The sequence below is a fragment of the Luteimonas cucumeris genome, assembly GCF_007830035.1.
Lineage (GTDB): Bacteria > Pseudomonadota > Gammaproteobacteria > Xanthomonadales > Xanthomonadaceae > Luteimonas_C > Luteimonas_C cucumeris.
Genome location: NZ_VLKN01000001.1, coordinates 247,073 through 271,613, shown reverse-complemented (window position 1 = coordinate 271,613; position 24,541 = coordinate 247,073). Strand labels below are relative to the sequence as shown.

At 66.1% G+C, this 24,541-nt stretch carries 27 protein-coding genes; 13 read left to right on the top strand and 14 right to left on the bottom strand.

Translation table 11 applies throughout. The features are described 5' to 3' along the window. Positions 1–10: 10 nt before the first annotated feature. Positions 11–685 (top strand): arylesterase, encoded by a 675-nt coding sequence (locus tag IP90_RS01255; protein WP_144897799.1) that lies wholly within the window; start codon positions 11–13, stop codon positions 683–685. A gap of 100 nt (positions 686–785) precedes the next feature. Here IP90_RS01255 and IP90_RS01250 read toward each other — a convergent pair whose 3' ends face one another. After that, on the bottom strand, positions 786–1,247 hold the full coding sequence (locus tag IP90_RS01250; protein ID WP_144897798.1) for a DMT family transporter: 462 nt from the start codon (positions 1,245–1,247) through the stop codon (positions 786–788). After that, complete coding sequence (locus IP90_RS01245) at positions 1,244–1,981, bottom strand: SDR family NAD(P)-dependent oxidoreductase (protein WP_144898151.1); 738 nt, start codon at positions 1,979–1,981, stop codon at positions 1,244–1,246. Before IP90_RS01245 ends, IP90_RS01250 begins: the two co-directional genes overlap by 4 nt. A gap of 98 nt (positions 1,982–2,079) precedes the next feature. Here IP90_RS01245 and IP90_RS01240 point away from each other — a divergent pair, with 98 nt between their 5' ends. Next, on the top strand, positions 2,080–2,727 hold the full coding sequence (locus tag IP90_RS01240) for a TetR/AcrR family transcriptional regulator (protein WP_144897797.1): 648 nt from the start codon (positions 2,080–2,082) through the stop codon (positions 2,725–2,727). Here the strand turns inward: IP90_RS01240 and IP90_RS01235 are convergent. Together IP90_RS01235 and IP90_RS01230 are read right to left on the bottom strand one after the other, a co-directional pair. After that, entirely contained in the window at positions 2,716–3,963 is a 1,248-nt protein-coding gene (locus tag IP90_RS01235; RefSeq protein ID WP_144897796.1) for a DUF418 domain-containing protein, read from the bottom strand. The genes IP90_RS01240 and IP90_RS01235 overlap by 12 nt on opposite strands. 43 nt (positions 3,964–4,006) lie before the next feature. Further along, positions 4,007–5,356: a PQQ-dependent sugar dehydrogenase gene (locus IP90_RS01230; protein WP_199753376.1), complete on the bottom strand. Its 1,350-nt coding sequence runs from the start codon at positions 5,354–5,356 to the stop codon at positions 4,007–4,009. Between the two features lie 118 nt (positions 5,357–5,474). On the opposite strand from IP90_RS01230, the gene IP90_RS01225 reads away from it, so the two are divergent. After that, positions 5,475–6,254 carry a DNA-formamidopyrimidine glycosylase family protein gene (locus tag IP90_RS01225; RefSeq protein ID WP_144897795.1) on the top strand — a complete coding sequence of 260 codons (780 nt, stop codon included), beginning with the start codon at positions 5,475–5,477 and terminating at the stop codon, positions 6,252–6,254. Here IP90_RS01225 and IP90_RS01220 read toward each other — a convergent pair. From IP90_RS01220 to IP90_RS01210, 3 genes are all read right to left on the bottom strand, one after another. Continuing rightward, entirely contained in the window at positions 6,236–6,430 is a 195-nt protein-coding gene (locus tag IP90_RS01220) for a hypothetical protein (protein ID WP_144897794.1), read from the bottom strand. The genes IP90_RS01225 and IP90_RS01220 overlap by 19 nt on opposite strands. 81 nt (positions 6,431–6,511) lie before the next feature. Further along, positions 6,512–7,201 (bottom strand): DsbA family oxidoreductase, encoded by a 690-nt coding sequence (locus tag IP90_RS01215; RefSeq protein ID WP_144897793.1) that lies wholly within the window; start codon positions 7,199–7,201, stop codon positions 6,512–6,514. Between the two features lie 98 nt (positions 7,202–7,299). Beyond that, complete coding sequence (locus tag IP90_RS01210; protein WP_144897792.1) at positions 7,300–7,749, bottom strand: EF-hand domain-containing protein; 450 nt, start codon at positions 7,747–7,749, stop codon at positions 7,300–7,302. A gap of 245 nt (positions 7,750–7,994) precedes the next feature. Here IP90_RS01210 and IP90_RS01205 point away from each other — a divergent pair, with 245 nt between their 5' ends. Both IP90_RS01205 and IP90_RS01200 read left to right on the top strand, forming a co-directional pair. Then, positions 7,995–9,803, top strand: a complete 1,809-nt coding sequence (locus IP90_RS01205) for an SLC13 family permease (RefSeq protein WP_144897791.1) — start codon at positions 7,995–7,997, stop codon at positions 9,801–9,803. A gap of 139 nt (positions 9,804–9,942) precedes the next feature. Continuing rightward, positions 9,943–10,500, top strand: a complete 558-nt coding sequence (locus tag IP90_RS01200; RefSeq protein WP_144897790.1) for a DUF3016 domain-containing protein — start codon at positions 9,943–9,945, stop codon at positions 10,498–10,500. Positions 10,501–10,754: 254 nt separating this feature from the next. Here IP90_RS01200 and IP90_RS01195 read toward each other — a convergent pair whose 3' ends face one another. Together IP90_RS01195 and IP90_RS01190 are read right to left on the bottom strand one after the other, a co-directional pair. Then, the gene (locus IP90_RS01195; protein WP_144898149.1) at positions 10,755–11,303 is read right to left on the bottom strand and encodes a DUF6630 family protein; all 549 of its coding nucleotides are present in this window, start codon (positions 11,301–11,303) and stop codon (positions 10,755–10,757) included. A gap of 86 nt (positions 11,304–11,389) precedes the next feature. Further along, complete coding sequence (locus IP90_RS01190; protein WP_242007438.1) at positions 11,390–13,276, bottom strand: ABCB family ABC transporter ATP-binding protein/permease; 1,887 nt, start codon at positions 13,274–13,276, stop codon at positions 11,390–11,392. Positions 13,277–13,414: 138 nt separating this feature from the next. Here IP90_RS01190 and IP90_RS01185 point away from each other — a divergent pair, with 138 nt between their 5' ends. Beyond that, positions 13,415–15,511 carry a hypothetical protein gene (locus IP90_RS01185; protein WP_144897788.1) on the top strand — a complete coding sequence of 699 codons (2,097 nt, stop codon included), beginning with the start codon at positions 13,415–13,417 and terminating at the stop codon, positions 15,509–15,511. Positions 15,512–15,604: 93 nt separating this feature from the next. Here IP90_RS01185 and IP90_RS01180 read toward each other — a convergent pair whose 3' ends face one another. Further along, positions 15,605–16,024, bottom strand: a complete 420-nt coding sequence (locus IP90_RS01180) for a PepSY domain-containing protein (protein WP_144897787.1) — start codon at positions 16,022–16,024, stop codon at positions 15,605–15,607. A gap of 204 nt (positions 16,025–16,228) precedes the next feature. Here IP90_RS01180 and IP90_RS01175 point away from each other — a divergent pair, with 204 nt between their 5' ends. The 4 genes from IP90_RS01175 to IP90_RS01160 all read left to right on the top strand — a co-directional run bounded on the left by IP90_RS01175 (position 16,229) and on the right by IP90_RS01160 (position 18,558). Then, a complete protein-coding gene (locus IP90_RS01175) occupies positions 16,229–16,513 on the top strand; it encodes a DUF4031 domain-containing protein (protein WP_144897786.1) in 285 nt (94 codons plus the stop codon). Positions 16,514–16,612: 99 nt separating this feature from the next. Continuing rightward, positions 16,613–17,080, top strand: a complete 468-nt coding sequence (gene msrB / locus IP90_RS01170) for a peptide-methionine (R)-S-oxide reductase MsrB (protein ID WP_144897785.1) — start codon at positions 16,613–16,615, stop codon at positions 17,078–17,080. 85 nt (positions 17,081–17,165) lie between these two features. Further along, a complete protein-coding gene (locus IP90_RS01165) occupies positions 17,166–17,411 on the top strand; it encodes a DUF3297 family protein (RefSeq protein ID WP_144897784.1) in 246 nt (81 codons plus the stop codon). 100 nt (positions 17,412–17,511) lie between these two features. Continuing rightward, the gene (locus IP90_RS01160) at positions 17,512–18,558 is read left to right on the top strand and encodes an AI-2E family transporter (RefSeq protein WP_158635232.1); all 1,047 of its coding nucleotides are present in this window, start codon (positions 17,512–17,514) and stop codon (positions 18,556–18,558) included. 126 nt (positions 18,559–18,684) lie between these two features. Here the strand turns inward: IP90_RS01160 and IP90_RS01155 are convergent, their stop codons facing one another. Beyond that, positions 18,685–19,002, bottom strand: a complete 318-nt coding sequence (locus IP90_RS01155) for a carboxypeptidase-like regulatory domain-containing protein (RefSeq protein ID WP_144897782.1) — start codon at positions 19,000–19,002, stop codon at positions 18,685–18,687. 234 nt (positions 19,003–19,236) lie between these two features. Here IP90_RS01155 and IP90_RS01150 point away from each other — a divergent pair, with 234 nt between their 5' ends. Next, complete coding sequence (locus IP90_RS01150; protein WP_144897781.1) at positions 19,237–19,611, top strand: YciI family protein; 375 nt, start codon at positions 19,237–19,239, stop codon at positions 19,609–19,611. A gap of 853 nt (positions 19,612–20,464) precedes the next feature. Here the strand turns inward: IP90_RS01150 and IP90_RS01145 are convergent. Both IP90_RS01145 and IP90_RS01140 read right to left on the bottom strand, forming a co-directional pair. Beyond that, a complete protein-coding gene (locus IP90_RS01145; RefSeq protein WP_158635231.1) occupies positions 20,465–20,899 on the bottom strand; it encodes a nuclear transport factor 2 family protein in 435 nt (144 codons plus the stop codon). A 264-nt stretch (positions 20,900–21,163) separates the two neighbouring features. Continuing rightward, positions 21,164–21,955: a hypothetical protein gene (locus IP90_RS01140; RefSeq protein ID WP_144897779.1), complete on the bottom strand. Its 792-nt coding sequence runs from the start codon at positions 21,953–21,955 to the stop codon at positions 21,164–21,166. A gap of 234 nt (positions 21,956–22,189) precedes the next feature. Here IP90_RS01140 and IP90_RS01135 point away from each other — a divergent pair, with 234 nt between their 5' ends. After that, complete coding sequence (locus tag IP90_RS01135; protein ID WP_144897778.1) at positions 22,190–22,630, top strand: VOC family protein; 441 nt, start codon at positions 22,190–22,192, stop codon at positions 22,628–22,630. A gap of 49 nt (positions 22,631–22,679) precedes the next feature. On the opposite strand, the gene IP90_RS01130 is transcribed toward IP90_RS01135, so the two are convergent. Further along, positions 22,680–23,072 carry a hypothetical protein gene (locus IP90_RS01130; protein WP_144897777.1) on the bottom strand — a complete coding sequence of 131 codons (393 nt, stop codon included), beginning with the start codon at positions 23,070–23,072 and terminating at the stop codon, positions 22,680–22,682. Between the two features lie 205 nt (positions 23,073–23,277). Here IP90_RS01130 and IP90_RS01125 point away from each other — a divergent pair, with 205 nt between their 5' ends. After that, positions 23,278–24,489: a serine hydrolase domain-containing protein gene (locus IP90_RS01125; RefSeq protein ID WP_144897776.1), complete on the top strand. Its 1,212-nt coding sequence runs from the start codon at positions 23,278–23,280 to the stop codon at positions 24,487–24,489. Positions 24,490–24,541: the final 52 nt, after the last annotated feature.

The following is a 24,541-nucleotide window of genomic DNA, read 5'->3' as shown; positions in this document are numbered from 1 at the left end:
GAGTGAATGCATGACATTTCGATATGCGGCATCGAAGGCGTGGCTTCAATATGCCATCGGTCCCTGTTTGCTGATCGCGGCCCTGCTGCTGCAGGCGCAGCCCGTGCGCGCCGCCGCGCCGCAGGCCGAGGCCGGGTCGCGCACGGTGCTGGTGATGGGCGACTCGCTGTCGGCGGCCTACGGACTGGGCGCGAGCGAAGGCTGGGTATCGCTGCTGGCCGAACGCATCGCCACACGCGCGCCGGGCTGGCGCGTGGTCAATGCCAGCATCAGCGGCGAAACCACCGCCGGCGGCGCGGCGCGCATCGTCGATGAAGTGGTGCGGCACCGGCCGTCGGTGGTCGTGATCGAACTGGGCGCCAACGATGGCCTGCGCGGATTGCCGCTGCGCGACACCCGCGTCAACCTGGCGCGGATGATCGGCGCCTCACAGGCGGTCGGGGCGAAGGTGCTGCTGGTCGGCATGCGCATCCCGCCCAACTACGGCGCGGAATACACGCGTGGTTTCGAGCGCAACTACACGGCGCTGGCCGAACAGTTCGATGTCGCCTTGCTGCCGTTCCTGCTGCAGCCGATCGCCACCGATCGCGCCGCGTTCCAGAACGACAACCTGCACCCGGTGGCGGGCGCGCAACCGAAGCTACGCGACCACGTATGGACTGCACTCGAACCATTGCTGAAATAGCGGGAATGGCGGTAGGCTGGGTTGGCGCCATCAACCCGGCATCGCGATGGGAAAAAACGTTGGGTTGATCAAGCGAACCCCGCGTAGACGTTTGATGCGGTCAGCCATCGCGCCAAGGCTGCACGACCAGCAAGGCGCCGCCGGCGACCAATGCCGCGCCGATCACACGCCAGGCATCGGCAGGCCGCGGCGCATTGAGCACGCCATAGTGATCGAGCAACAGCGAAGACAGCAGTTGGCCGAGCACCACCAGACAGATCAGGCCGGCGGCGCCCAGGCGCGGTACCAGCATCGTCGCACTGGCCAGATAGGTCGCACCGAGCAGGCCGCCGAACCATAGCCATGTCGGCAAGGTCCCGGCACTGCCTGGCGCAGAAGCTGACGGCCGTACGACGGCGAGCAGCATCGCGAGCGTGGCCGCACCGACCAGGCAGGTGACCATGGCCGCGAACAGCGGGCCGCGTGTCGCTTGCCCCAGCCGCGCATTCATCAGTGCCTCCATCGGCAGCAATGCACCGATGGCCACCGCCAGCAACAGCTGCCAGGCGCTGCCGGCGTTCACGCCGACGAGCCGCCGTCAACGGCGATTGACGTGCCGGTAATGAAGCGGCCGCCCGGACCGGCGAGATGCACCACGGTGGCGGCGACGTCCGCGGCTGTGCCGAAATGGCCCAATGCCAGTTTCGCGCGTTGCTCGTCGGCCTGCGCGCTGTCGGCGGGATTCATGTCGGTGTCGATCGGTCCTGGATGCACCACATTGGCGGTGATACCGCGCGGACCGAGATCGAACGCCAGGCCCTTGCTCAGACCGATCAGTGCGGACTTGCTCATCGCGTACAGCGTCATCTCCGCACCGGCTACGCGCTCAGCCAGACAACTGCCGATGTTGATGACGCGCCCGTCCGCGCGCATATGCCTCGCCGCGGCTTGCGCGGCGACGAACGAGGCGCGCACGTGGATCGACAAGGTGCGGTCGACATCTTCAAGCGTCACCTCCTGCAAGGGCCCCATCAACGCTATCCCCGCATTGTTGACCAGGATGTCGAGCGCGCCGAACTCGGCCGCCGTCTGTTCCACGGCGGCCCTCACCTCCACCACGTCCGCACTGTCGGCACGTAACGCCAACGCGCGCCGGCCCAGTGCCTGGATCTGCGCCACGACCGCCTGCGCTTTGTCCACGGCGCTGACGTACGTGATCGCGACATCCGCGCCTTCCCGGGCCAATGCCGTCGCGATTGCCGCGCCGATGCCACGACTACCGCCGCTTACCAGTGCCACCTTGCCTGCTAGATCCATGTTCCACCTAAATATGTAATGAACGGTACAAAACAATAGGCCCTTGAAGTCAGGGCCACAAGCACTTATTTTCAGATCGGTACAGAAAGGATCGTTCCATGCACGAACGCGGTCGTCCGCGCAGCTTTGACCGGGACCAGGCGCTGCATCAGGCGATGCTGGTGTTCTGGGAACACGGCTATGAAGGCGCCTCGCTGGAAGCGTTGACCAACGCGATGGGCATCAACCGCCCCAGCCTGTATGCGGCCTTCGGCTGCAAGGAGGCGCTGTTCCGCGAGGCCGTCCTGCTTTACGAAGCAGGCGATGGAGGTGTCGCGGCGCGTGCGCTGTCGGGTGCGGCCAGCGCCCGTGAAGCCATCGAAACCATGTTGCGCGCGAACGTCGACGCGTATGCGGACCCGCGGACGCCCAGCGGCTGCATGATCATCCTCGCCGCCAACTTGGGCACGCCCGGGAACGCCGCCGTGCGCGAATTCCTGGCCGAACGCCGTGACGATGCGCAGGCTTCGCTGGTACGTCGCCTGAAGCGCGGCATCGCCGATGGTGACCTGCCAAAAGGCACCGATACGGCCGCGATCGCCACGTTCTACAGCACCGTGCTGCAGGGCCTCTCATTCCAGTCGCGCAGCGGCGCCACACGCAAGAGCATGCACCGCACCGTCGACAGTGCCATGACGGCGTGGGACGCGCTGGTGCAACCGCGCGCGCGCGTCACGAACAAGCGGGCTCGGGCCTCAGCCCGCTGATTCACGCGTGGCGAGCGCTGGCTCCTGCAATCGCATCGGCTGCAGGCGGCCGTAGGTCAGCGTGCGCCACAGCCATTCCATCGGACCGAAGCGGAAACGCGACAGCCACCAGCGGCTGATGGCCATCTGCGCGCCGAACAGCAGAACCCAGATGGTGAACCAGGCGGGCGTGCCAAGACTGGGACCGACGCCAAGGCCGTAACCATAGAAAATCGCCGAGCAGACCACGGTCTGCATCAGGTAGTTGCTCAGCGCCATGCGCCCGGCCGGCGCGAAATGCCGCAACCTGCGTTGCCAGCCGCGATGCAGGTAGAGCAGCACGAAGACGATGCCGAAGGCGATGCCCAGCAGCAGCGGCCCGGCCAGCACGAACACGCTCCACAGCATGGCGCCGATGCCTGCGTCCAGCAGCGGCCAGGCCTGCTTGATCGATGCCTGCCAGAACGGTGGCAGCGTCGTCGCCACGCCCAGCGGCAGGGTCCACACGAGGATGCGCCTGAGCAGCGGCCGCTGCGTTTCCGGTTGCTGCAACAGGTGCCGGCGATTGGCCCAATGGCCCAGCATGAAGCGCCCCAGCGCGAAGCAGACCAGCATCAGGCCGCCGAGCGGATACCACCAGCGCAGCAACGCCGCGTTGCCTTCGAACGTGGCAATCAGCGACGGCGACGACAGCCCCTGCAGCGCATCGGCGAACACCTCCGCGCGCGACAGCGGCCCGGTCTTCTGCGACGTGGCGGTGAACCATCCGCGCACCAGTGCCGTACCCAGCAGCGCGATCGAGAATCCGCCCCACACCAGCCAGCGATCGGACCAGCGCCGCATCGGCACCAGCGCGAAGCCGGCAATCGCATATACCAGCAGGATGTCGCCCCACCAGAACGCCGAATGCAGCAGCCCCATTGCCAGCAGCACGCTCATGCGGCGCAGGAACACCGGCAGTCCATCCACGCCGCGCGCCTGCGCCCGCTCCAGCTGCATCGCGAAACCGAACCCGAACAGGATCGAGAACACGGTCACCGCCTTGTGCGTCAGCAGCAACTGCAATGCGTGCTCGGCGACACGGTCGAAGGCGGCGGTCGGCAGCGCCTGCTGCGCCGTCGCGGTGAGGTATTCGTACAACGAGAACGCCGACAGGTTGGCCAGCAGCACGCCGCACAGCGCGAAGCCGCGCAAGGCGTCGATCAGTTCATGGCGTTCGGGAGCAGGTGTGGGGGAGACAACGGCGTCAGGGCTCATCGCGCCACCCTAGCCAAGGCCGGCGCGCCGCGAAAGAGCCAATTCAGCGGATGTCGTCCGGCGCCACGCGCCAGACCACGTTGCCGACATCGTCGGCGACCAGCAGTGCACCGTGCCTGTCGATCGCGACACCGACCGGCCGGCCCTGCGCCTGCCCCTTGTCATCCAGGAACCCGGTCAGCACGTCTTCCATGGCACCGCTCGGCCTGCCGTCGGTGAACGGCACGAACACCACCCTGTAGCCGCTGGGCGGCTTGCGGTTCCAGGAACCGTGCTGGCCGATGAAGGCGCCGTTGGCATAGCGCGCCGGCAGCAGCGTGCCGTCATGGAAAGCCAGTCCCAGCGACGCGGTATGCGAGCCGAGCGCATAGTCGGGCTTGATCGCCCTGGCGACGAGGTCGGGTCGCTGCGGCTGCACGCGCGCATCGACATGCTCGCCGAAATAACTGTAAGGCCAGCCGTAGAAGCCGCCATCGCGCACTGAGGTCATGTAGTCGGGCACCAGGTCGTTGCCGAGCTCGTCGCGTTCGTTGACCGTGGTCCACAGCACGCCGCTGTGAGGCTGCCACGCCATGCCCACCGGATTGCGCAGGCCGGACGCGAACACGCGCCTGGCGCCGCTACGCGGATCGATCTCCAGGATCGCGGCGCGCTCGACTTCGTTGTCCATGCCGTTCTCGGCGATGTTGCTGTTGGAGCCGACGCTGACGTACAGCTTGCGGCCGTCGGCGCTGGCAACGACGTTCTTGGTCCAGTGATGATTGATCGGGCCACCGGGCAGGTCGGCGACCTTCTCCGCGGCCGCGGAAATGGACGTGTCGCCGTCGCGATAGGGAAAGCGCACCAGCGCATCGGCATTGGCGACATACAACTGGTCGCCCACCAGCGCCATGCCGAACGGCGACTTCAGGTTCTGCAGGAACACCGTGCGCGTTTCGGCGATGCCGTCGCCATCGGCATCGCGCAGCAGGCTGATGCGATCGGCGCTGGGCACGCCGGCGCCGGCGCGCTTCATCACCGCCTTCATCACTGCGCCCTTGAGGCCCTTGCCGTCTTCCGGTCGCGGCGGCGCGTTGGTTTCGGCAACCAGCACATCGCCGTTGGGCAGCACGTACAGCCAGCGTGGATGGTCCAGGTCGGTGGCGAACGCCGCCACGCGCAGCCCCGCCGCGGCGACGGGCTTGGCGCCGGCTTTCCAGCCGACCGCAGGCGCGATGTCGACAGTGGGAATCAGCGTCTTCTGCGGCGCCGGCAGCACCGGATCCGGGCCGCTGCCATGCCGTACGCTCTGGCTGGCGTGCTCGCTGCAGGCGCACAGCGCCAGCGTGCCGGCGACGAGTGCCATGACGAATGCCAGCGCAAGACCGGCGCGTTGAATCCGCTTGCCATGGATCGGCATCGAAGTCATGCCGGCAGCCTGCCATGTACGCCGTGATCGCGATGCGATACCTCACGTCGCGACCGCGCCACGACGCTTAACCTGCGGCAACGTCGTCGCTTTTCCCGGATCAATGCCAGAAGGTCCCTCGATCGTCATCCTGCGCGAACAGGTCACCGCTTTCGCCGGCGGCAAGGTGTTGCGGGTGGAAGGCAACAGCAGGCTCGACCTGTCGCGGATGCAGGGCCGGCGCGTGCGTGAGTTCCGCAGCTGGGGCAAGCATTTCCTGATCTGCTTCGACGATTTCGCGATGCGCGTGCATTTCCTGCTGTTCGGCAGTTATCGCGTCGACGATCCCAAAGATGCCGCGCCGCGGATGCGGCTGGATTTCGGCAAGGCCGGCCAGATCGATTTCTACGCCTGTTCGCTGAAGTACATCGAAGGCGACCTGGACGCGGTTTACGACTGGAGCAGCGACGTGATGGCCGATGCCTGGGACCCGAAGGCGGCACGGCGCAAATTGAGAGCCGCGCCGCACACGCTGGCCTGCGATGCGCTGCTCGACCAGGACGTGTTCGCCGGAGTCGGTAACATCATCAAGAACGAAGTGCTGTTCCGGATCCGGGTGCATCCGGAAAGCCAGGTCGGCGCGTTACCGGCCCGCAAGCTGGGCGAACTGGTCGCGCAGGCGCGCGAATACAGTTTCGACTTCCTCGAATGGAAGAAGGCTTTCGTGCTGCGCCAGCACTATCAGGTGCATACGCGCATCACCTGCCCTCGCTGCGACATCCGGCTGCAGTACCGCGCCAAGCTCGGCAGGCGCCAGCGCCGCGCATTCTTCTGCGGCAATTGCCAGCGCCTGTACCGGCCCGATGACGAAACGATAGCGAAGCCTCAGCGGCAGCGGAAATAGCTGGGGCCTGCAGCCGTGGTGTAACGACGCTCCGGGTTGCCATAGCCGCTGCTGTTGCCATAGCCGATGCCGAAATCGCGTTCGCGATGGACATGGCGAACCTTGGCGGTGGTGCTGACGGTGGTCAGACGGACCGGAACCGGGGGGGCGGTGCGGGTATTGCGGAGGGCGTTCACGGTGGGGCTCCTGCTTTAGTGTGTTGGTAGACTACAACACCAAATCAATTCCACCATGGGCCGGAAGTCACCCCTCTGAAGTCATGGACTTACGGCGCTCCGCTTCCCCGCGGCCTGGCGCAGGGCCTGTTCGAACACCGCCGGCGGCTGTCCGCCCTGGACCAGCAGGTGCCGGTCGATGATCACCGCCGGCACGGCGTTGATGCCGCGCACGGTGTTGAGCTCCTCCTGCCCGCGGACCTCCTTGGCGTAACGGCCACTGTCCAGCACTTCGCGGGCGCGATCCCCGTCGAGGCCGGCCTGTGCCGCCAGCCCGACCAGGATTTCCGGCGAGGAGATGTCCTGGCCGTCGCTGAAATAGGCGCGCAGCAGGGTTTGCTTGAGCGCCAGTTGCTGCGACGGGCTTTGTTGTCCGGCCCAGTACAGCAACCGGTGCGCGTCGAAGGTGTTGTAGACCTTGCGCCTGCGGCCCATGTCGAACACGAAACCCAATTGCGCGCCGCGCTGGCGGATCGCTTCGCCGTTGCTGATCGCCTGTTCGGCGCTGATCCCGTACTTGACGGTCAGGTGCTCGATCGCGTCCTGTCCTTCCGGCGGCATCTGCGGATTCAGTTCGAATGCCGCGAAATGCAGGTCCACCGCGATTTCATCGCCGACACGTTCGATCGCCTGCTGCAGCGACTGCAGCCCGATCGCGCACCAGGGGCAGGACACGTCGGAAACGAAGTCGATCCGCAGCGGAATCGGCGAGGAGGAGGACTGTGTGGACATTGACGTGCACCGGTGGGCTCAAGTGCACCCGACATGCGGCCGGATCGGCCGCAATCAAGCGCCCCGGCACAGGCCATGTCCAGGCACGGACGCCGCGATTACCTGCTGCTGTCCTTGTCCATGGCTGCATGGCCGGCCTTCATTTCAGCGGCCGACACGCTGCCGTCCTTGTCCGTGTCCATTTTCGAGAACATGGCTTTCGCTCCTGCCTCATGCTCGGCTGCCGACAAGCGGCCGTCGTTGTTGGTATCCACCGCCTTGATCTTGTCGGCTGACGACATGCCGCTCCTGGCTTTCCCGTCCTGCTTCTTTGCCGCGTGACTGGCGTCCATCTCCACGGACGTGACGATGCCGTCGCGATTGGCATCCATGCGTTCGAACATGGCCTTGGCGCCAGCGGCGTGTTCGGTGGCGGTGATCCTGCCATCGCCGTCGGCATCCATGCTTTTGGCCTTGTCCTCGTTGGCGTGCGCAAACAGCGGCAGAGAAATCCCTGCAATCATCATCAGCGTGCAGTAGACATTGCGCGGCGGATTGAAGATGTTCATCGTCTTCACCTGTGCGATGGGGGTATCGCACAGCCTGCGCGCCGATCCGTCATGGATGCGTCAAGCGGAGATGCGGCAACGCAGGTCCGGCATTGGCCGCCCGGAAACGCGTTTGCGAGAGCGGCAATGTCGCGTTTTCGTTAATCGTTCATCGCCGTTTGCTGCGACGCGTCAGTGCAGGCCCGACGGTCTCGATCAGGGCGGCCGATGAAGGCGGCTACACGCCAAGCTGCCACAATCCTGTCATGACCCCCGACCAGATCTGCTTCCTGCTCATCCTCGCCGGTGCGCTGTACCTGTTCGTCAGCGAGCGCCTGCGCGTGGATGTCACCGCCATGCTGACGCTGTTGGCGCTGGTGCTGACGGGGGTTCTGGACACCGGTTCGGCCTTGTCCGGCTTTGCCAGCGAGCCTGCGATCATCGTCGCTTCGGTGTTCGTGATTTCCGGCGCGCTGGCGGCCACCGGCATCACCGAGCGCATCGGCCAGTGGATCGGACAGGCCGCCGGACGCAGCGAAGCGCGCGCGATCGCAGTGGTGATGCCGGCCGTGGCCGCGCTGGCCTCGTTCACGCACCACGTGATGGTGACCGCAATGATGCTGCCGATCCTGCTGCGTCACGCACGCGAGCGGCAGATCCCGGCCTCGCGCCTGCTGATGCCGATGTCGCTGGCCGCGTCGCTGGGCACCACGCTGACCCTGGTCAGCGCGCCGGCGTTCCTGCTGGCCAACGACCTGCTGCAACGCAATGGCGACGCCGGCCTGGACTTCTTCTCGATCACGCCGATCGGCATCGCGCTGGTGATCCTCGGAATGGTCTACATGCAGCTGGTGCGCTGGCTGCTGCCGCGGCACGTGGGCAGCATCGGCGATGACGACTACCTGCGCCTGGACCGCTATCGCACGGAGTTGAAGATCACCTCCGACTCGCGCTGGAACACCAAGTCCTTCTCGGACCTGCAGGCGGCCTACGGCAAACGGCTGCGCCTGGTCGGCTGGCTGCGCGACGGCGCCGCGCGCGACGACCTGAAGGACAGCAACGCCCTGCTGTCCGGCGACGTGCTGCTGGTCGAGGCGCCCGCCGACGAACTGCTGTCGCTGCACGACGACGAAGGCCTGGACCTGGAGGCGATCGCGCGTTACGGCGCTTCCGTGCCGCCCAAGAAAGGCATCGAGCCGGAGCTGGTGCAGGCGGTGGTCGCGCCGGGTTCCGAATTCATCGGCCGCACGATCCGCGAACTGGGTTTCTCGCAGCAGTTCAGCGCGGCCATCGTCGGATTGTGGCGGCGCCATGGCGCGATCCCCGACCGCGTCGCGGACGCGCACCTGCGCGAGGGCGACCTGCTGGTGCTGTGGGGACGGCCGGACCAGTTCGCCGAACTCGCCTCGCACCATGGCTTCCTGATGCTGGTGCCGTTCGCCGGCGAGGCCAAGCGCCGCCTGCATGCGCCGATGGCGCTGCTCATCCTCGGCCTGACCGTGCTGATCGCGGCGACCGAATGGTTGCCGGCGGCGCTGGCGTTCCTGTTCGGAGCGGTGGCGATGGTGGTGACGCGCTGCGTCGGCGTCGAACAGGCCTATCGCGGCATCGACGTGCGGATCTTCGTGATGATCGCCGGCGTGATCCCGCTGGGCATCGCGATGGAACAGACCGGCACCGCGCAACTACTCGCCGGTCACCTGCTGCACTGGGTCGAGCACTGGCCGGCGCTGGGCATATTGCTGGTGATGTTCGCGGCGGCGGCGCTGCTGACGCAGATCCTGTCCGATTCGGCGACCACGGTGCTGTTGACGCCGGTCGCGCTGTCATTGGCGCAATCGCTGTCGCTGCCACCGTTGCCGTTCGTGGTGGTGACGGCGCTGGGCGCGGTGGTCGCGTTCCTGACGCCGATCGGCCATCACGGCAATCTGCTGATCCTGCAGCCCGGTCAATACCGTTTCGGCGATTTCCTTCGTGTCGGCCTGCCGCTGACCGTGCTGATCGCGCTGGTCAGCGGATGGATGGTGCAGTGGCTGTGGCTGGAAGGGCCGCTATGGCCGTTCGCGATGGGTTGAAGCCAGATGCTCCGTGCCGCGAAGAATCGGCGTGCACCAATGAATGCGTGGCAACACGCCGGATGCCTTTAACCACGTTTTTTCGCCACCGCGCCACGGCAGGTTCATGATGGCGGCAGGTTCTTCGCAGTCACCCGCCATGAACGCATCGACCCGATTACTGACGATTCTCGCAGCCGCCCTGCTGCTTACCGGCAACGCGCTGGCGTCTAGGAACGTTACCGATCCCGACGCACCGCGCAACCTGCCGCCGGAAGGTCCGGTCGCAGTCAGCTGGGCCGATCCGGCAACGTTTTCCGAGCTACGCCAAAGCGGCAACCGCTGGGAAGCCCAGCGCGGCGACTGGGTCAGGCAGCTGGCCGAATACGTGCGCAAACGCGCCGCGCCGCAACTTCAACCGGGCGAGCAGCTGGAAGTGACCCTGACCGACATCCGCCGTGCCGGGCGTTTCGAGCCCTGGCACGGTTCGCGCTGGGACTCCACGCGCATCATCCGCGACATCTATCCGCCGCGCATCGAACTTGAATTCGCACGTACCGATGCCGACGGCCGCGTGATCGCCGAAGGCGCGCGCCAGCTCACCGACATGGCGTTCATGATGGGCGCCTCGCCGATGAACAGCAGCGATCCGCTGCGCTACGAGAAGCGGCTGATCGACGACTGGCTGTCCCGCGAGTTCCGGCGTCCGGGCGCCTGAATTTCAGGCGTTTTGCAGAGCGGAGCCGCTCCGCTGGCCATTGGCTTGACGTAGCGTGCGCTGTACGCACGAAATGGATCATCATCGTGCGCATAGCGCACGCTACAGAACGCATCGCTGGCAACGCGAAAGCGAAGATAGGGCGCAATAACCGAAGGGCATTGCGCCGCATGGGCCATCCGGCGCATTACGCCTTCGGCTAATGCGCCCTACGGGTTCAGTGCGCATCGGTCGTACGCACAGCGCACGCTACGTCAGAACGCGTCGCTGGCCGCGCGCAGTTCGATGCCCAGCGCGTGCGCGATCGCCTGCATCGCCTCGTCGTCGCGGCGCGATGCGATCCAGCCGGCGTGCGCGTCGTCGCCCGTGTTCCAGGTCCACAGCGTGTAGTCATACTCGCGCAGGCGATCGTAGGCGGTCGCCATCAGCGCCGGCACGTCGGTGGCGGCGAGGAAGTCCTCGTCGGTCGGATCCTCCACGCCCCAGTCGATGCGCAGGTTCCAGCGCGATACCAGTTCGTTGACCGCATCGATCAACGATGCGGTGTCGGCGGCATCTATGTAGAAGCCCGACGTCCAGTCGATCGCATCCTTGAGCAGCCACGCAGGATCGGCATCCTCGTCCTCGGCCAGTGCGTCGCGACAGGCGGCGAACTGGCGCAGCGCGGTTTCCTCGTCGCCGGGGTTGATCAACAGCAGCAGCTGCCACAACAGCGCCTCGGTACCGGCCTCGTCATCCAGTTCCATGCCCGGCTCGAAGCCGTTGGCGAAGTTGTCGTCGGGATCGAAATCTTGGTCGGGCATCATGGTCTGCGTTTCCGCTGCGGTGAACGATCGGTGGTGCGGCGAACGATGGACTGCATTATCCGCCAGCGCAGCGATGCATCGGCCTACGCCGGCTGCGGGCCAGCCAGCGCCTCGGCGCGCGATTCCTGCTGCTGCAGGCGCCACATCTGCGCATAGTGGCCGCCGCGCGCCAGCAGCTGTGCGTGACTGCCGCGCTCGACGATGCGGCCGGCGTCCATCACCAGGATCTCGTCGGCGTCCATCACCGTCGACAGCCGGTGCGCGATCACCAGCGTGGTGCGGCCGATCGCGATGCGGTCCAGTTCGGCCTGGATCGCCTTCTCGGACTTGGAATCCAGCGCCGAGGTGGCCTCGTCGAAGATCAGGATCGCCGGATTCTTGAGCAAGGCACGCGCGATCGCCACGCGCTGTTTCTCGCCGCCGGACAGCTTGAGGCCGCGTTCGCCGACTTCCGATTCGTAGCCGTCGGGCAGCGACACGATCAGCTCGTGGATATGCGCTGCGCGCGCGGCCTGTTCGACTTCCGCGCGGCTGGCGGCCGGGCGCCCGTACAGGATGTTGTAGTAGATGGTGTCGTTGAACAGCACCGTGTCCTGCGGCACGATCGCGATCGCGCCACGCACGCTGGCCTGGCTGTAGTCGCGGATGTCATAACCCGTGCCGTCGTGCGCGGTGTCTTCGCCGTCGGTAATCACGATGCGACCGGCGTCTACGTCGTAGAAGCGGTACAACAACCGCGCCAGCGTCGACTTGCCGGAGCCCGAATGCCCGACCACGGCGACGGTACCGCCCGGCGCGATCTCGAAACTGACGTCGCGCAGGATCTCGCGGCGCGCATCGTAGGCGAAGCGCACGCTTTCGAACGCGACGCGCGGCCGCGACACGCGCAGCGGCACCGCGCCGTCGCGGTCCTGCACGTCCTGGCGTTCGTCGAGCAGGCCGAACAGCCGCTCCAGGTTGGTGAACGCCTGCTTGACCTCGCGATACATCATCCCGAGCAGGTTCAGCGGCGCCGACAGCTGCAGCAGGTAGGCGTTGACCAGCACCAGGTCGCCGATGGTCATGCTGCCGGCGACCACGCCCGCTGCCGCGCGCCACATCATCGCGGTGACGCCGAGCGCGACGATCGCGGTCTGGCCGAGATTGAGCACGGCCAAGGTCTTGCGGCTCATCACCTGCGCGTTTTCCAGCCGCACCAGATTGTCGTCGTAGCGGCGCGCCTCGTGCTCCTCGTTGCCGAAGTACTTGACCGTCTCGTAGTTGAGCAGCGAATCGACCGCGCGCTCGTTGGCGTGGGTATCGGCTTCGACCGCGGCGCGGTAATAGCGCGTGCGCCATTCGGTGACGGAAAAAGTGAACAGGATGTACGCCGCCAGCGTGCCCAGGGTGATCGCGGCGAAACCCCAGTCGTACAGCCACACCAGCACGGCGGTGACCAGCAGCACTTCCAGCGCGGTCGGCAGGATCGTGTACAGGGTCCAGTCGAGCAGGTCGGAGATCGCCGTGCCGCCACGCTCGACGTCGCGCGCGACGCCACCGGTGCGCCGCGCCAGGTGGAACTTCAGCGACAACGCATGCAGGTGACGGAACACCTGCAGAGTCACCCGCCGCGACACCCGCGCCATGACGCGGGCGAACACCACCTGGCGCAGCTCGGTGAACAGCGTCACCGACAACCGCGAGGCGCCGTAGGCGACCAGCAGCGCGACCGGCAGCACGAGCAGCGAGGGCTCGACATTGAGGTCGTCGATCAGCTGCTTCAGCACCAGCGGTACGGTCAGGTTGGCCAGCTTGCCGGCGATCACCAGCGCCAGTGCCAGCGCGATGCGGCCGCTGTAGGGCTTCAGGAACGGCAGCAGGTCGCGGATCACCTGCCACTCGCCGCGCGCGGTGGCAGCGCGCGCGACGGGAGCCGAACCGATGCTCGCGTCGTGCGCGGCGTCCGGTGCGGTGGGAACGGGATCGGTCATGGCCACAGACATGGTGCCGACGGACCGGCGGCGCAAGCGGCGGGCGGCAATCGCTGCGTTGCGTCGCTAGGGTCGACCCTAGTTCCCGCGGCAACGCACCGCCCCTATCGTCAGGCCGATAAGCAACGGAGCCGACCCATGGGCCAGATCTACGGCGTCAACACGCAGACCTATTTCCGCCTGCCCGAGGAAGACCGGCAGGCGATCCGCCAGTCCTACCAGGCGCAGGCGCAGCCCCAGGCCGACAACGACGACGCCCCCACGGTCACGCTGGCCGCCACCACACCGGTCGAAGCCACCACGCCGCAGCAGGCGGTGCAGGCCATCCATGCCATGCCGGTGCCCGACAACAGCGACCTGGCCGGCATGCCGTCGTACGCCGCCAGTTCGGTGTACGAAAGCCGCGCGCAGACCTACAACCAGACGCGGCTCGACGCCGCCCAGGCCGCACTCGACCGGCTGGCGCCGCAGCGCAGCGACTACGACAGCCTCAACGGCGCCACCGCCAGCTACGAATACGGGCAGGCGACGCAGTATTTCGACAGCAATCTCTACGTGCAGGAACTGCGCCGCATCGTCGACGAGGCCGGCACCCAGCCGAACAGCATCCCGACCTATCTCACCGACACGCCGCCCAGCGCCGACCCGCAATCGGTGCCGCTGCCGCAGATGCAGGGCGCGCTGGCGTTGCTCGGCGTCGAGTTGCCGGCCAATGCCACGCCGGACCAGATCGCCGCCGGCTATCAGATCCTCGCCACGGTGCCGGACGACATGTTGGGTACGCTGATCAATCCCGGCTCGCAGGTCACCTACAACACCGGCGCCGGCGGGATCAGCACGCCGTCGTTCATTCCGGTCCGCGGCGAGGCGGGCGTCACCGTCGAAGGAAAGGTGGAACTGTCGGACGTGCAGACCGGCGTCAATTTCGAGCAGACCCAGCAATTCCGGATGTCGGTGCAGACTCAGGGCGAGGCCGGCATCGACTTCGGTCGCACGCCGATCGGCACTCTGTACAAGTGGGCGGACCGGCTCGGCCAGCTGCCGGAGTCGGTGAGGGCGCTGTCGGACAGTTCGCCGGTGCTCAGCCGCATCGTCCGCGGCCTGCCGGTATCGGGCTCGTACCATGAATTCAGCGGCGCGCGTTTGACCTACGAAGCGGTGGTGACGCCGCAGCAGGGTGCGCAACTCGCCGACGGCGAACTCGAAGCCGCGCCGAATCCACTCGCTCCGCTCGACATGCCAACCGGCACTTCGGTGCTGATCCGCGGCCAGAGCCTGGAAGGTTCGACCTGGGAGGCGTCGTACAAGGCCTTCACCGCCGGCGGCACGCATACCGAACTCGATGGCCTCGGCTTCGGCGTGCGCCGCCTCGAAGGCTCGATGGTCGAGGTCTATGCCGGGCCGGTGCAGACGGTCGAGAACGAGATGTTCCTCGGCCTCGGCCGACAGGGCACGGCGGCGATCGGCATCGCCAGCGAATACAAATCCGAAACCCAGGACATGTCGATCGCGCGCATCGACCTATCCACCAGCGAAGGCCAGGCCGCCTACCAGCAGTTCATGAGCAGTGGCCGCGTCCCGGACTGGACCCCGCCCGGCGTGCCGCAGGCCGGCACCACCAGCATCTACACCGGCGAGCACGCCAGTTTCATCGGCGTCCAGCTCGGCGGACTGGAAATCGGCGGCAGCAGCGACAGCCAGCTGACCGTCACCCGCACCACCTGGCAGGACGGCAGCATCGAGCAGCGCAACACCTATGCACTAGGCGACAACCACGTCAGCGACGTCAGCTTCAGCATCGGCGCCGACGGCAAGCCGATCGACGCGCAGACGCAATGGCGCGTGGTGCTGGGCAACTATGATCCGGCGTTGACGTCGTACCTGAGCGACGCGTACAACGGCGACGCCAGCCAGCCATCTTCGTACGGCAGCTTCGACGGCGGCCAGCACGTGCAACTGAGCTTCAGCAGCGCCGAGCTGATGCAGCTGCGCGACCAGGCACGTGATTCCGTCCGCGAACTGCAGGGACAGGACAAGCTGGATGCGATCGATCGCGACCCGGTCGTCGCCTTCGGCATGGAGGAGAGCCTCGCCGCCGCGACGACGTCCGAAGAGGTATACCGCGTCGTCTCCAACGACTTCTACCAGTCGCAGATGGCCGAAAGCCTGCTCGGCATGAGCCTGCAGACCGGACGCGGCGTACCCGGCCAGATCGCGATCCGGGATGCCGGTTGAGCGGTACTTCCCCCGCCGGTCGATGGAAGAAAACGGGCCGCATGATGCGGCCCGTTCCATTTCCACCCGTCGTCATCGAGTCGGCAAGCCAAATCAATCCTTCTCCTTGCCGATCACCTTGCCTGTGGCCGGATCGATCTTGACCTCCACGTCCTTGCCTGCCGGATCGTCCGCTTCCGCGTTCCAGATGCCATCCTCGTAATCGACATCGTGCACATTGGTGTAGCCGGCGGTGGCCAGCGCGGCGCGGACATCGGCTTCGCTCATGTTGGCGATCTGTTCGTCCGGGTAGACCGTGCCGGTGGCCGGATCGATGCGCACGTCGACCCGGTTGCCGTTGGCGCTGCGCGCATCGGCCTTCCATACGCCGTCCTCGAACTTGACGTCGTTGATCCTGGTGTAGCCCTGCTCGGTAAGTTTGGCGCGCACCTGCGGCGCGGTCATCGATTCCTGCGCCCAGACGGTGCCGGTGGCGCACAGCAGCGCGAGGGTCAGTGCAGCGATCTTCTTCATGTCAGCCTCCTTCACTTGCCGAGGCCCGAGTCTTTGCCGCGCGGGAACAACATCGCGTGAACGACAGCCACAGCGGCTACACGTACGCTTAACGCGGCGGACATGAATCGCGCACGCAAGTCGCAGGCTCGAACGCACCAGGCATCGTTGGCCGCTATCCTTGCTCATGGTCCGTCACGTCCCGCGCGAAGCCGCAATCCATCCATGACCGTTTACGTCGACGACGCCGTCACCCTGTGGCGCGGCCAGCGCTGGGCGCACCTGATGGCCGATACGCTGGCGGAACTGCATGCCTTCGCCGCCCGACTCGGCCTGCCGCGGCGTGCTTTCCAGGACAAGACCAGCGGCGCGCATTACGACGTCAACGCCGCCTTGCGCGAACAGGCGATCGCGCTCGGCGCCGTCGCCATCTCGCGCCATACCGATCGCGAACTCGTGCGCGCGGTGATCCGCAGAGCCAAGGCGCAGGGTCGCCGAGAAAGCGACTGAGCACGCGGTCGCGCTATCCTGTTGACGCCAAGCAATCGACACGCCTTGAATCGCCAGCGTCGCGGGCGCACCTTGCTGGCAGGCCCGCGAGGAAACGCCATGACCGCCTTCGACCTGACTCCACCGACCGACACGCAGCGCCGCGCGCTCGACGCCGCGCTCAGCGACGAGGAACGCCATGTGCTGCTCGCGCACGGCACCGAGGCGCCGTTCTGCGGCGTGTTCCTCGACAACAAGCGCGATGGGGTCTACACCTGTCGCTTCTGCGGGCTGCCGCTGTTCCGCTCCAGCGCGAAGTTCGAATCCGGCACCGGCTGGCCGAGTTTCTTCCAGCCCTACGACGCGACGCACGTGCGCACGATCCGCGACAGCAGCCACGGCATGGTCCGCACCGAGATCGTCTGCGCACGCTGCGGCAGCCATCTGGGCCACGTGTTCCCGGACGGCCCGCCGCCGACCGGCGAGCGCCATTGCCTCAATTCGGTGTCGCTGGGCTTCACGCCGAGCGGCGAGGCTCTGCCCGATCCGCTGCAGCGCGGTGGCGCGGAATCCGCGCCGGCCGATTGAGCGGGCGGCTTCTGCAGGCGGTTTGGCGCCACCGGACGCACAGACGCTATCCTGTACGGCAGTTCCAATGCTGCCGGAGACGAACATGTCCGACACCCCGCCCGACCGCCTCGCCACCGATGAGCGCAGCCCATTCCATGATGCCGCCGTGCTCGCGCGCGGCATCGGCATCCGCTTCAACGGCGAGGAAAAGAAGAACGTCGAGGAATACTGCGTCAGCGAAGGCTGGGTGCGCCTGCCGTTCGGCAAGACCCTCGACCGCCGCGGCAATCCGATGACGGTCAAGGTCAAGGGTACGGTCGAGCCCTACTTCCTCGATACCGCGTCATAGGCCGCAGCGACCGCCGCACGTCCTGCATGGACGATGCGGCATCATGGACCGGCGCACCGCGGCAGCCGCCGCGCCCTTTCGCATATCGATGCAGGACGCCATGAACCATCGACTCCAGTCCATCGTTTATGGCCTCGTGTTCGCGCTGATCGTCGGCTGGGTGCTGTACATCGGCCAGGGCATCTTCGTGCCGATCATCTTCAGCGTACTGCTGGCATACGTGATCTTCGGTCTGACCCGACTGCTGGAAAGGATTCCTGGGCTCGGCCCCGCCTTGCCGCTGGCGCTGCGCTATGCGGTATCGGTGCTGGCGATCGGCGTGCTGCTGTTCGGTTTCGCGCTGCTTTTCATCTCGCAGATCGGCGCGGTGGTGGCGCGTGCGCCGGAGTACCTCGGCGACCTGCTGGCGCTGATACAGCAGGGCGCGGTCGCGCTGGGCATGGAATCGGAGCCGACCTGGGCCAGCCTGCGCCGCGACGCACTGTCGTACATCAACCTGCAACGCCTGCTCGGCTCTACCGCGCTGCTGCTCACGAGCCTGGTCGCCGGACTGGTGGTGGTGGTGCTGTACGTTGCCTTCATGCTGGTCGAGCGCGCCGCGCTGCCGGCCAAGATCGACAACCTGTCGAGCGACCCCGCACAGGTCGCGCGCGTCCGCCAGCTGCTCACCGGCATCAACACGCGCATCGGCGCCTACCTGGCGCTGAAGACGCTGATCAACATCATCACAGGACTGGTGACGTGGGCGATCCTGGCGCTGTTCGGCGTCGAGTTCGCCGCGTTCTGGGCCGTGCTGGCGGCGACGCTCAACTACATTCCCTATATCGGCACGGTATTGAGCGTGGCATTTCCGGTGCTGTTCGCGATGCTGCAGTTCGCCGATCCGGGTCCGGTCATGAGTGTGCTGATCGCACTGTCGGTCGCGCAGTTCTTCACCGGCCACTTCCTCGACCCGTACGTGATGGGCCAGTCGCTCAACCTCAGCCCGCTGGTGATCCTGGTGAGCCTGGCGGTGTGGGCGACGCTGTGGGGCATCCCCGGCGCGTTCCTGGCCGTACCGATGACTGCCTGCCTGGTGATGATCCTGTCCGAATTCCCGGGCACGCGGCCGATCGCGGTGCTGCTGTCGCGACATGGGAAGGTCTAGGCAGCCCGCCGGAAACCTCTTGCGTGGGCTTCGCGCCGACATCTTCGGAATGCATGCTCACATCCATAACGAACAAGGCCGGCGAATGCCGGCCTCGTCGCGATCAACCGATGTGCGATCGGCGTGTCACTGCACGCGCGCGGTGACGCCTGGCTGCACCCGGACCTGCTTCGGCGGCGCGGTCTGGCTGCCATCGGCATGCTTGACCGTAACTACGTAAACGCCGAGCGGCAGGCGGCGCATGTTGTAGCGGCCGTCCTTGTCGACGGTCAGCTCGCGACGGAACCCGATCGCCTCGTTGTGCGCGACGATGGTGTCGCCAGCCACGGCATCGCCCATGATGTTGCCGGACGCCTGCTGCGCCTGCGCGGTTGCGGCGAAGCCCAATGCTGCGACCAGGGCCAGGGTGGAATTCCTGAGCGTCTTGCGGATTACGGAAGTCATGTCGGCTCTCGTTTCGTGATGTCCAGTGGGGTAGCCGCCCCGCACGCGGCGGGGCGGCGCGCACAAGTTACGGCGCGCGCACCGCCATGACGCGTGCTGGAGGTCATCGGGACCGATGGCCAAGCCACGAATTCGTGCAACCTTTACGCTCCTGTCAGCATCCGTTCAGGCGCTGCCGACTTGACCGGCAACGCCGGCGGGATTAGTTGTGTACGCCCTTTGCCGGAGAACGCCATGCAGTTCCTCGCCTTGATCTACAACGACGATTCGCTGCTCGAAGCACTACCCGAAGGCGAAGCCGACACGATGATGCGCAACTGCTTCGCCCACGCCGACCAGCTTCGCGCCCGTGGCCAGCTGCTCGACTCACAGCAACTGGAAGCGGCCAGCGCCGCGCGCACGGTGCGCATCCGCAACGGCCGCACCACCGTGGTCGACGGCCCGTTCGCCGAGACCAAGGAGATCCTCGGCGGCTTCAACCTGATCGAAGCCGACAGCCTGGAACAGGCAGTGGAGATCGCCTCGCGGTTTCCATGGGCGAGCACCGGCAGCGTGGAAGTGCGCGCGGTGCGTGACCTGGATGCCGTGCGACGCCAGGTCGGCGTGTAACGGCCTCGGCGATCGTCCTCGCGCAAACTAAAGAAGGCACCCACGTTCACACGCGCAGCGAGCGAAAGCTGTGCGGTTTGCGGTTTGTGGCAAGAGTGGGGAGCGATTGCAGCAACGACGCAAGTTCCCGACCCTTTCGGGTCGGCCTTTCCGCCCGCTGCCGCGTGCGGGTCACTTTCTTTGCTGGCCCAAAGAAAGTAACCAAAGAAAAGGCCCGAAGCCGGATTGGCGGATGTCGCACTTAACGGGTGCTAGTGCGGTGCTGCTTTCTTCGCTGCCGGAGTTCTTGTTCTCGCCTGAAATTTGATTGCAGCGTTTAGTTGTCCTTCGCAGCCTGACGATTGCTTTGGCTTTGGCTGTTGGCACGAACTAGCGGCGATCCGGGCTACCCATAGACCCGAAGGGCTGCGGCCATGGATGGCCGCCGTTTTCCGACCGAGCCAGGAGGGCGAGTCGGAAAATCTCGAGCCACCACCCCACTGGCCGGATTGACTTGTCGGGGAAGGGCCTTCTCTTTGGTTACTTTCTCTTGGCCTTTCAAGAGAAAGTAACCCGCACGCGGCAGCGGGCGGAATAAACCGACCTGGAAGGTCGGCAAACGCTGTGCAACCTCCAAAAGCAGGAGCAAAGCCTGGATCCCGGCTTGCGCCGGGATGACGAGCAAAAAAGAGTCGCTGGTCCCGCCTCGCTCATCTGAGCTTGTCGAAGGACGCAGGGATGACAGTCCCAAGGCATCTGCAAGCCGCAGCATAATCATCACAGGGCGTCATGCACCGAACGCCAATCGCTTCAACACTGCGGCGCAATGCACCCCACTTCGCGCCCTGATGGCTAACAAACGCGCAGTCGACCGCTACTCCGCGACCCGCGACGAATGCGACGCCACCATCTGCCAGCGATCCTCGCGCAGCACCCACACGCGGGTGAAGCGAAAACGGCCGTGCCACGGCTTACCGTTGCTGATGCCCGACTGCACGCTGGTGCCGGTGACCACAGCCGTGTCGCCGTAGCGACGCAGCACCACGTCCTCGTTGTCTATGCCCTGGTTGGTGCGGCTGCGGGTACGCAGTTCGCCCAGATAGTCCGCCTTGTCCTGGGTGCGACCGTCGGAATGCGTCAGCAGCCAGTCGTCGGCGATCAACCGCTGCAATGCCGCGACATCGGACTTCAGCCGCAGGTCGTTCCAGGACGCATCGATGGACAACAGCTCGGCGTCCGTCGTCGTGCCGGCGGCGAACACCGGCGGCGTGAACACGAGGGCAAGACAGAACAGCAACAGATGGCGCATGGGGATCCCCGATCGGTAAGGAGCGGTTTCATCATCGGGGCAAAGCCGGGCTTTTGAAAAGTCGACGCCTGCCGGTTTCCACGCAGCAGTCACCCACCCCGTGTCGTACTGCGGTTCGCCACCCGCATCGGCTGTACGTCGGTACATGACACGGCGACGGCAGTGCCTTTTCGCCCCGAAAAACGACGCCCGGCTGGCCGGGCGTCAGTAGATCTCAGGCGGATGCGGCTTCATGTCGCATCACCCGCTTGCGGCAGCCTGGTTTCAGCTGCCGCGACATTCCTTCAGCCAGAACACACGCCCGATCTGGTCGAAGTGATCGAAGGTTCCGGACAAAGCGACCTTTTCCCTCGGCTTCAACGTCAGCGCGTAGGCCGCCTGGTTGGCCGCGAAGGCGCAGCTGATGGCGACCTGGCCGTATCGGTCACCGTCATACAGTTCGAAACCCATGTTGTAGGTACCGCCGCTCTTGAGCACCGGGCCGTTGACCCTGCCGCTGATGATGAACTGCTTGTCCTTGTAGCGGGGTTCGATCGCCGCGAGATTGTCCTTGGCCTGGTTCTCGAGCTGGAATCCCAGTTTGCCGGCGGCGATGGCAGTAGGCGCAACCGCGATCTGCTTGCCGGCGAACTGGTCGCCCGCGGTACCGGGCTTGAGCTGGGCAAGCATCTTGCACATCTCGGTGCGCACGCCGTCGCCACTGGCGAAGGCGCCCTTGTTGAGCTTGAGCAGCATCGTGACCGTGCCCACGCCGCCTTCGTTGGCGGCGCTGATGATCATCGGCAGGGGCTTGTGGGCCATGGTCTCGGGCTCTTCGATCAGCATGGAGCCGGCATCGGCATCCTCGCTGAGAATGTCCATCCCCGCTTCCTTGGCGACCACATGCATCTGGCCGATCGCGCTTTTGACGCTGAGGTCGGGCAGGCTCACCCACGCCGAATACGTGGTCCCGGTGAACGGATTGCCCTTCTTGGCGAAACTTTCCTCGCAACTGGTAGCCAGGGCGGGACCTGCCGCCAGCAGCAGCGAAACGGCCAGTAGTGATCGGTATTTCATGAGTCGAATCTCTCTCCGTTGAGATGTGATGGCGCGCGCGTGACAGCAGCTCCGTCGCTTTTCCCCCTGACGACGCGCACGCAGCCAGTATGGACAAATGTCCAACTGCCGCCAATCGCCGGCGACGTGCGCCGATGGCACTTGCCATGGCTGGATCGGATGGCCGCCGTTTTCTACAAGACCGCCCACCACCGCCGCGCTATCGTCCGCCCTGCCCACCCTGAGGACACCGCCATGGCCATCCACGAAGTCTTCGCCTACCTCTGCGTCGCGGATTCGGCGCGCGCCATCGATTTCTACATCCGCGCCTTCGGTGCGACGGAAAAATTCCGCCTCACCGAACCCGGCGGCCGCATCGGCCACGCCGAGCTGGATTTCAGCGGCACCACGGTGATGCTGTGCGACGAGTATCCGGAATGCGGCATCGCCGCACCGCAGCCCGGCGCGCCGTCATCGGTGACCATCCACCTGCACGTCGACGATGCCGACGCCGCCATCGAGCGCGCCGTCGCCGCCGGTGCACGCATGGATCGACCGCCGAGCGATGCGTTCTACGGCGAGCGCGGCGGCAGCGTGTTCGATCCGTTCGGCCATCGCTGGCTGATCGGGCACAGCATCGAAGAAGTCAGTCCCGAGGAAATGCAGCGCCGCTACGACGCATTGATGTCAGCTTGACGGCCGCCGCCGCCATCCATGCGGGAGATGCCGGGCCGAAGCCCGCCGCTCAGCCCAACCCGCGGTCGTGCGCAGTACCGCGGAACGCCGTGTCCGAAGGAAACTGCGCACGGCTGGGTACCGACGGCAGCGCCACGGTGTTCGCCGATTTCGGCCCGGACTGGTCCATTGCCGCCGCCGCGCCACGTTGCGCGGCCTTGTGCGGAATCCGCCACAACTCGTCCGGATCGTAGTACGACGTGCCGCGCGTCCATCGCGCATGTCCGGCCTTGGCGGCTTCGGGAATCGCCAGGCGATGGTCGCCACGGGTCTGGTACAGCGGCGTCCACAGGCCTTCGCTGGCATCGGCGGACAGGCACACGAAATAGTGTTGCGCGGCGACCGCATCCTGCGGCTCGACCGTATGGCTGGCACCGAATTTGAGCAGAACTTCGGGATACATGTGAAGCACCAGCCCCGGTGCGTGGGTGTGGGCCATGATTCGGGAACCTCGGAAAGAAGCGATCGGGTGATCGCGGGCGCCTGCCGCGAACGGGCGAAGGGCGAGAGACGATCAGACCATACCAGAACCTTCCTGACCGCTCGTGCGGTGCCGGCAACGCATGTCCGGGTTACGCTGCCGTCCTGTCACGCTGCGGAGCCCGCCCATGCTGCAACACCTGTGTTCCTGCCTGCTGCTGCTCACCTCGGCCGCTGCCGGCGGCGTCATCGCCGCCGAACCGGTGGCCACCACGCGCGTCGCCTTCGACCGCGAAGGCATCACCGCGACACAGGTCGAAGGCCTGGCCGATGTCGCCGCTGCGCGCAGGATCACGGCGGACGACCCGGTGCGGATCGCCTCGATTTCCAAGCTGGTCACCGCGATCGGCGTGATGCGACTGGTCGAAGCCGGCAAGCTCGACCTCGATGCCGACGTATCGGAACTGCTCGGTTTCCGGCTGCGCAATCCCGCGCATCTGGACACGCCGATCACGCTGCGCCTGCTGCTGTCGCATCGCTCCAGCCTGACCGACGCGGCTGGTTATTACGCGGTGCCACTGGACGGCAAGGTGCAGGACATCCTCGACGATCCGCGCGCCTGGGACACGGCGCATGCGCCGGGCACGTTCTTCCGCTACACCAATCTCAATTTCCCGCTGGTCGCCGCGGTGATGGAAAAGGCTACCGGCGAACGCTTCGACCTGCTGATGGATCGGCTGGTGCTGAAGCCGCTGCATGTCGAGGCCTGCTTCAACTGGGCCAGCTGCGACGATGCCACCGCCGCGCGCGCGGTCGTGCAATACGACGCCGAGCGCAAACCGGTGCGCGACGACCATCACGGCCGCAGGCCGGATTGCCCGGTCAACACCGCGCGCGACGGCAGCTGCGACCTGTCGCAGTGGCGTGCCGGTGCGAATGGCTCGCTGTTTTCGCCGCAGGGTGGACTGCGCATCTCGGCGAACGGTCTGGCGAAAGTCGGACGCCTGCTGCTGGGCGATGGCGAAGTCGATGGCGTGCGCCTGCTCAAGCCGGAATCGGTGCAGACACTGCTGCAGCCGGTGTGGACCTACGCGCCCGGCAACGGTCTGACCGCCGAAGAAGACGCCAGCAGCCAGGCCGAGCGCGGCGCCACGTGCCGCTACGGTCTGGCCACGCAGACGCTGGCCACGCCGCGAGACGGTTGCCGCGACGATCCTTTCGGCGACGGCATCGCCCGCGTCGGCCACTCCGGTTCCGCGTACGGCGTGCTATCCGGACTGTGGGTCGACCGCAAGGCCGGCACCGGCGTCACCTATTTCGCCACCGGCCTGCCCGATGCTGAGCCCGGCAAGCATTCCGCCTTCGCCGCCATCGAGGAAGAACTCGCGCTCGGCAAATAACGTAGGGCGCATTCGCCGAAGGCGTAATGCGCCACATGCAATCGCTGAAAAC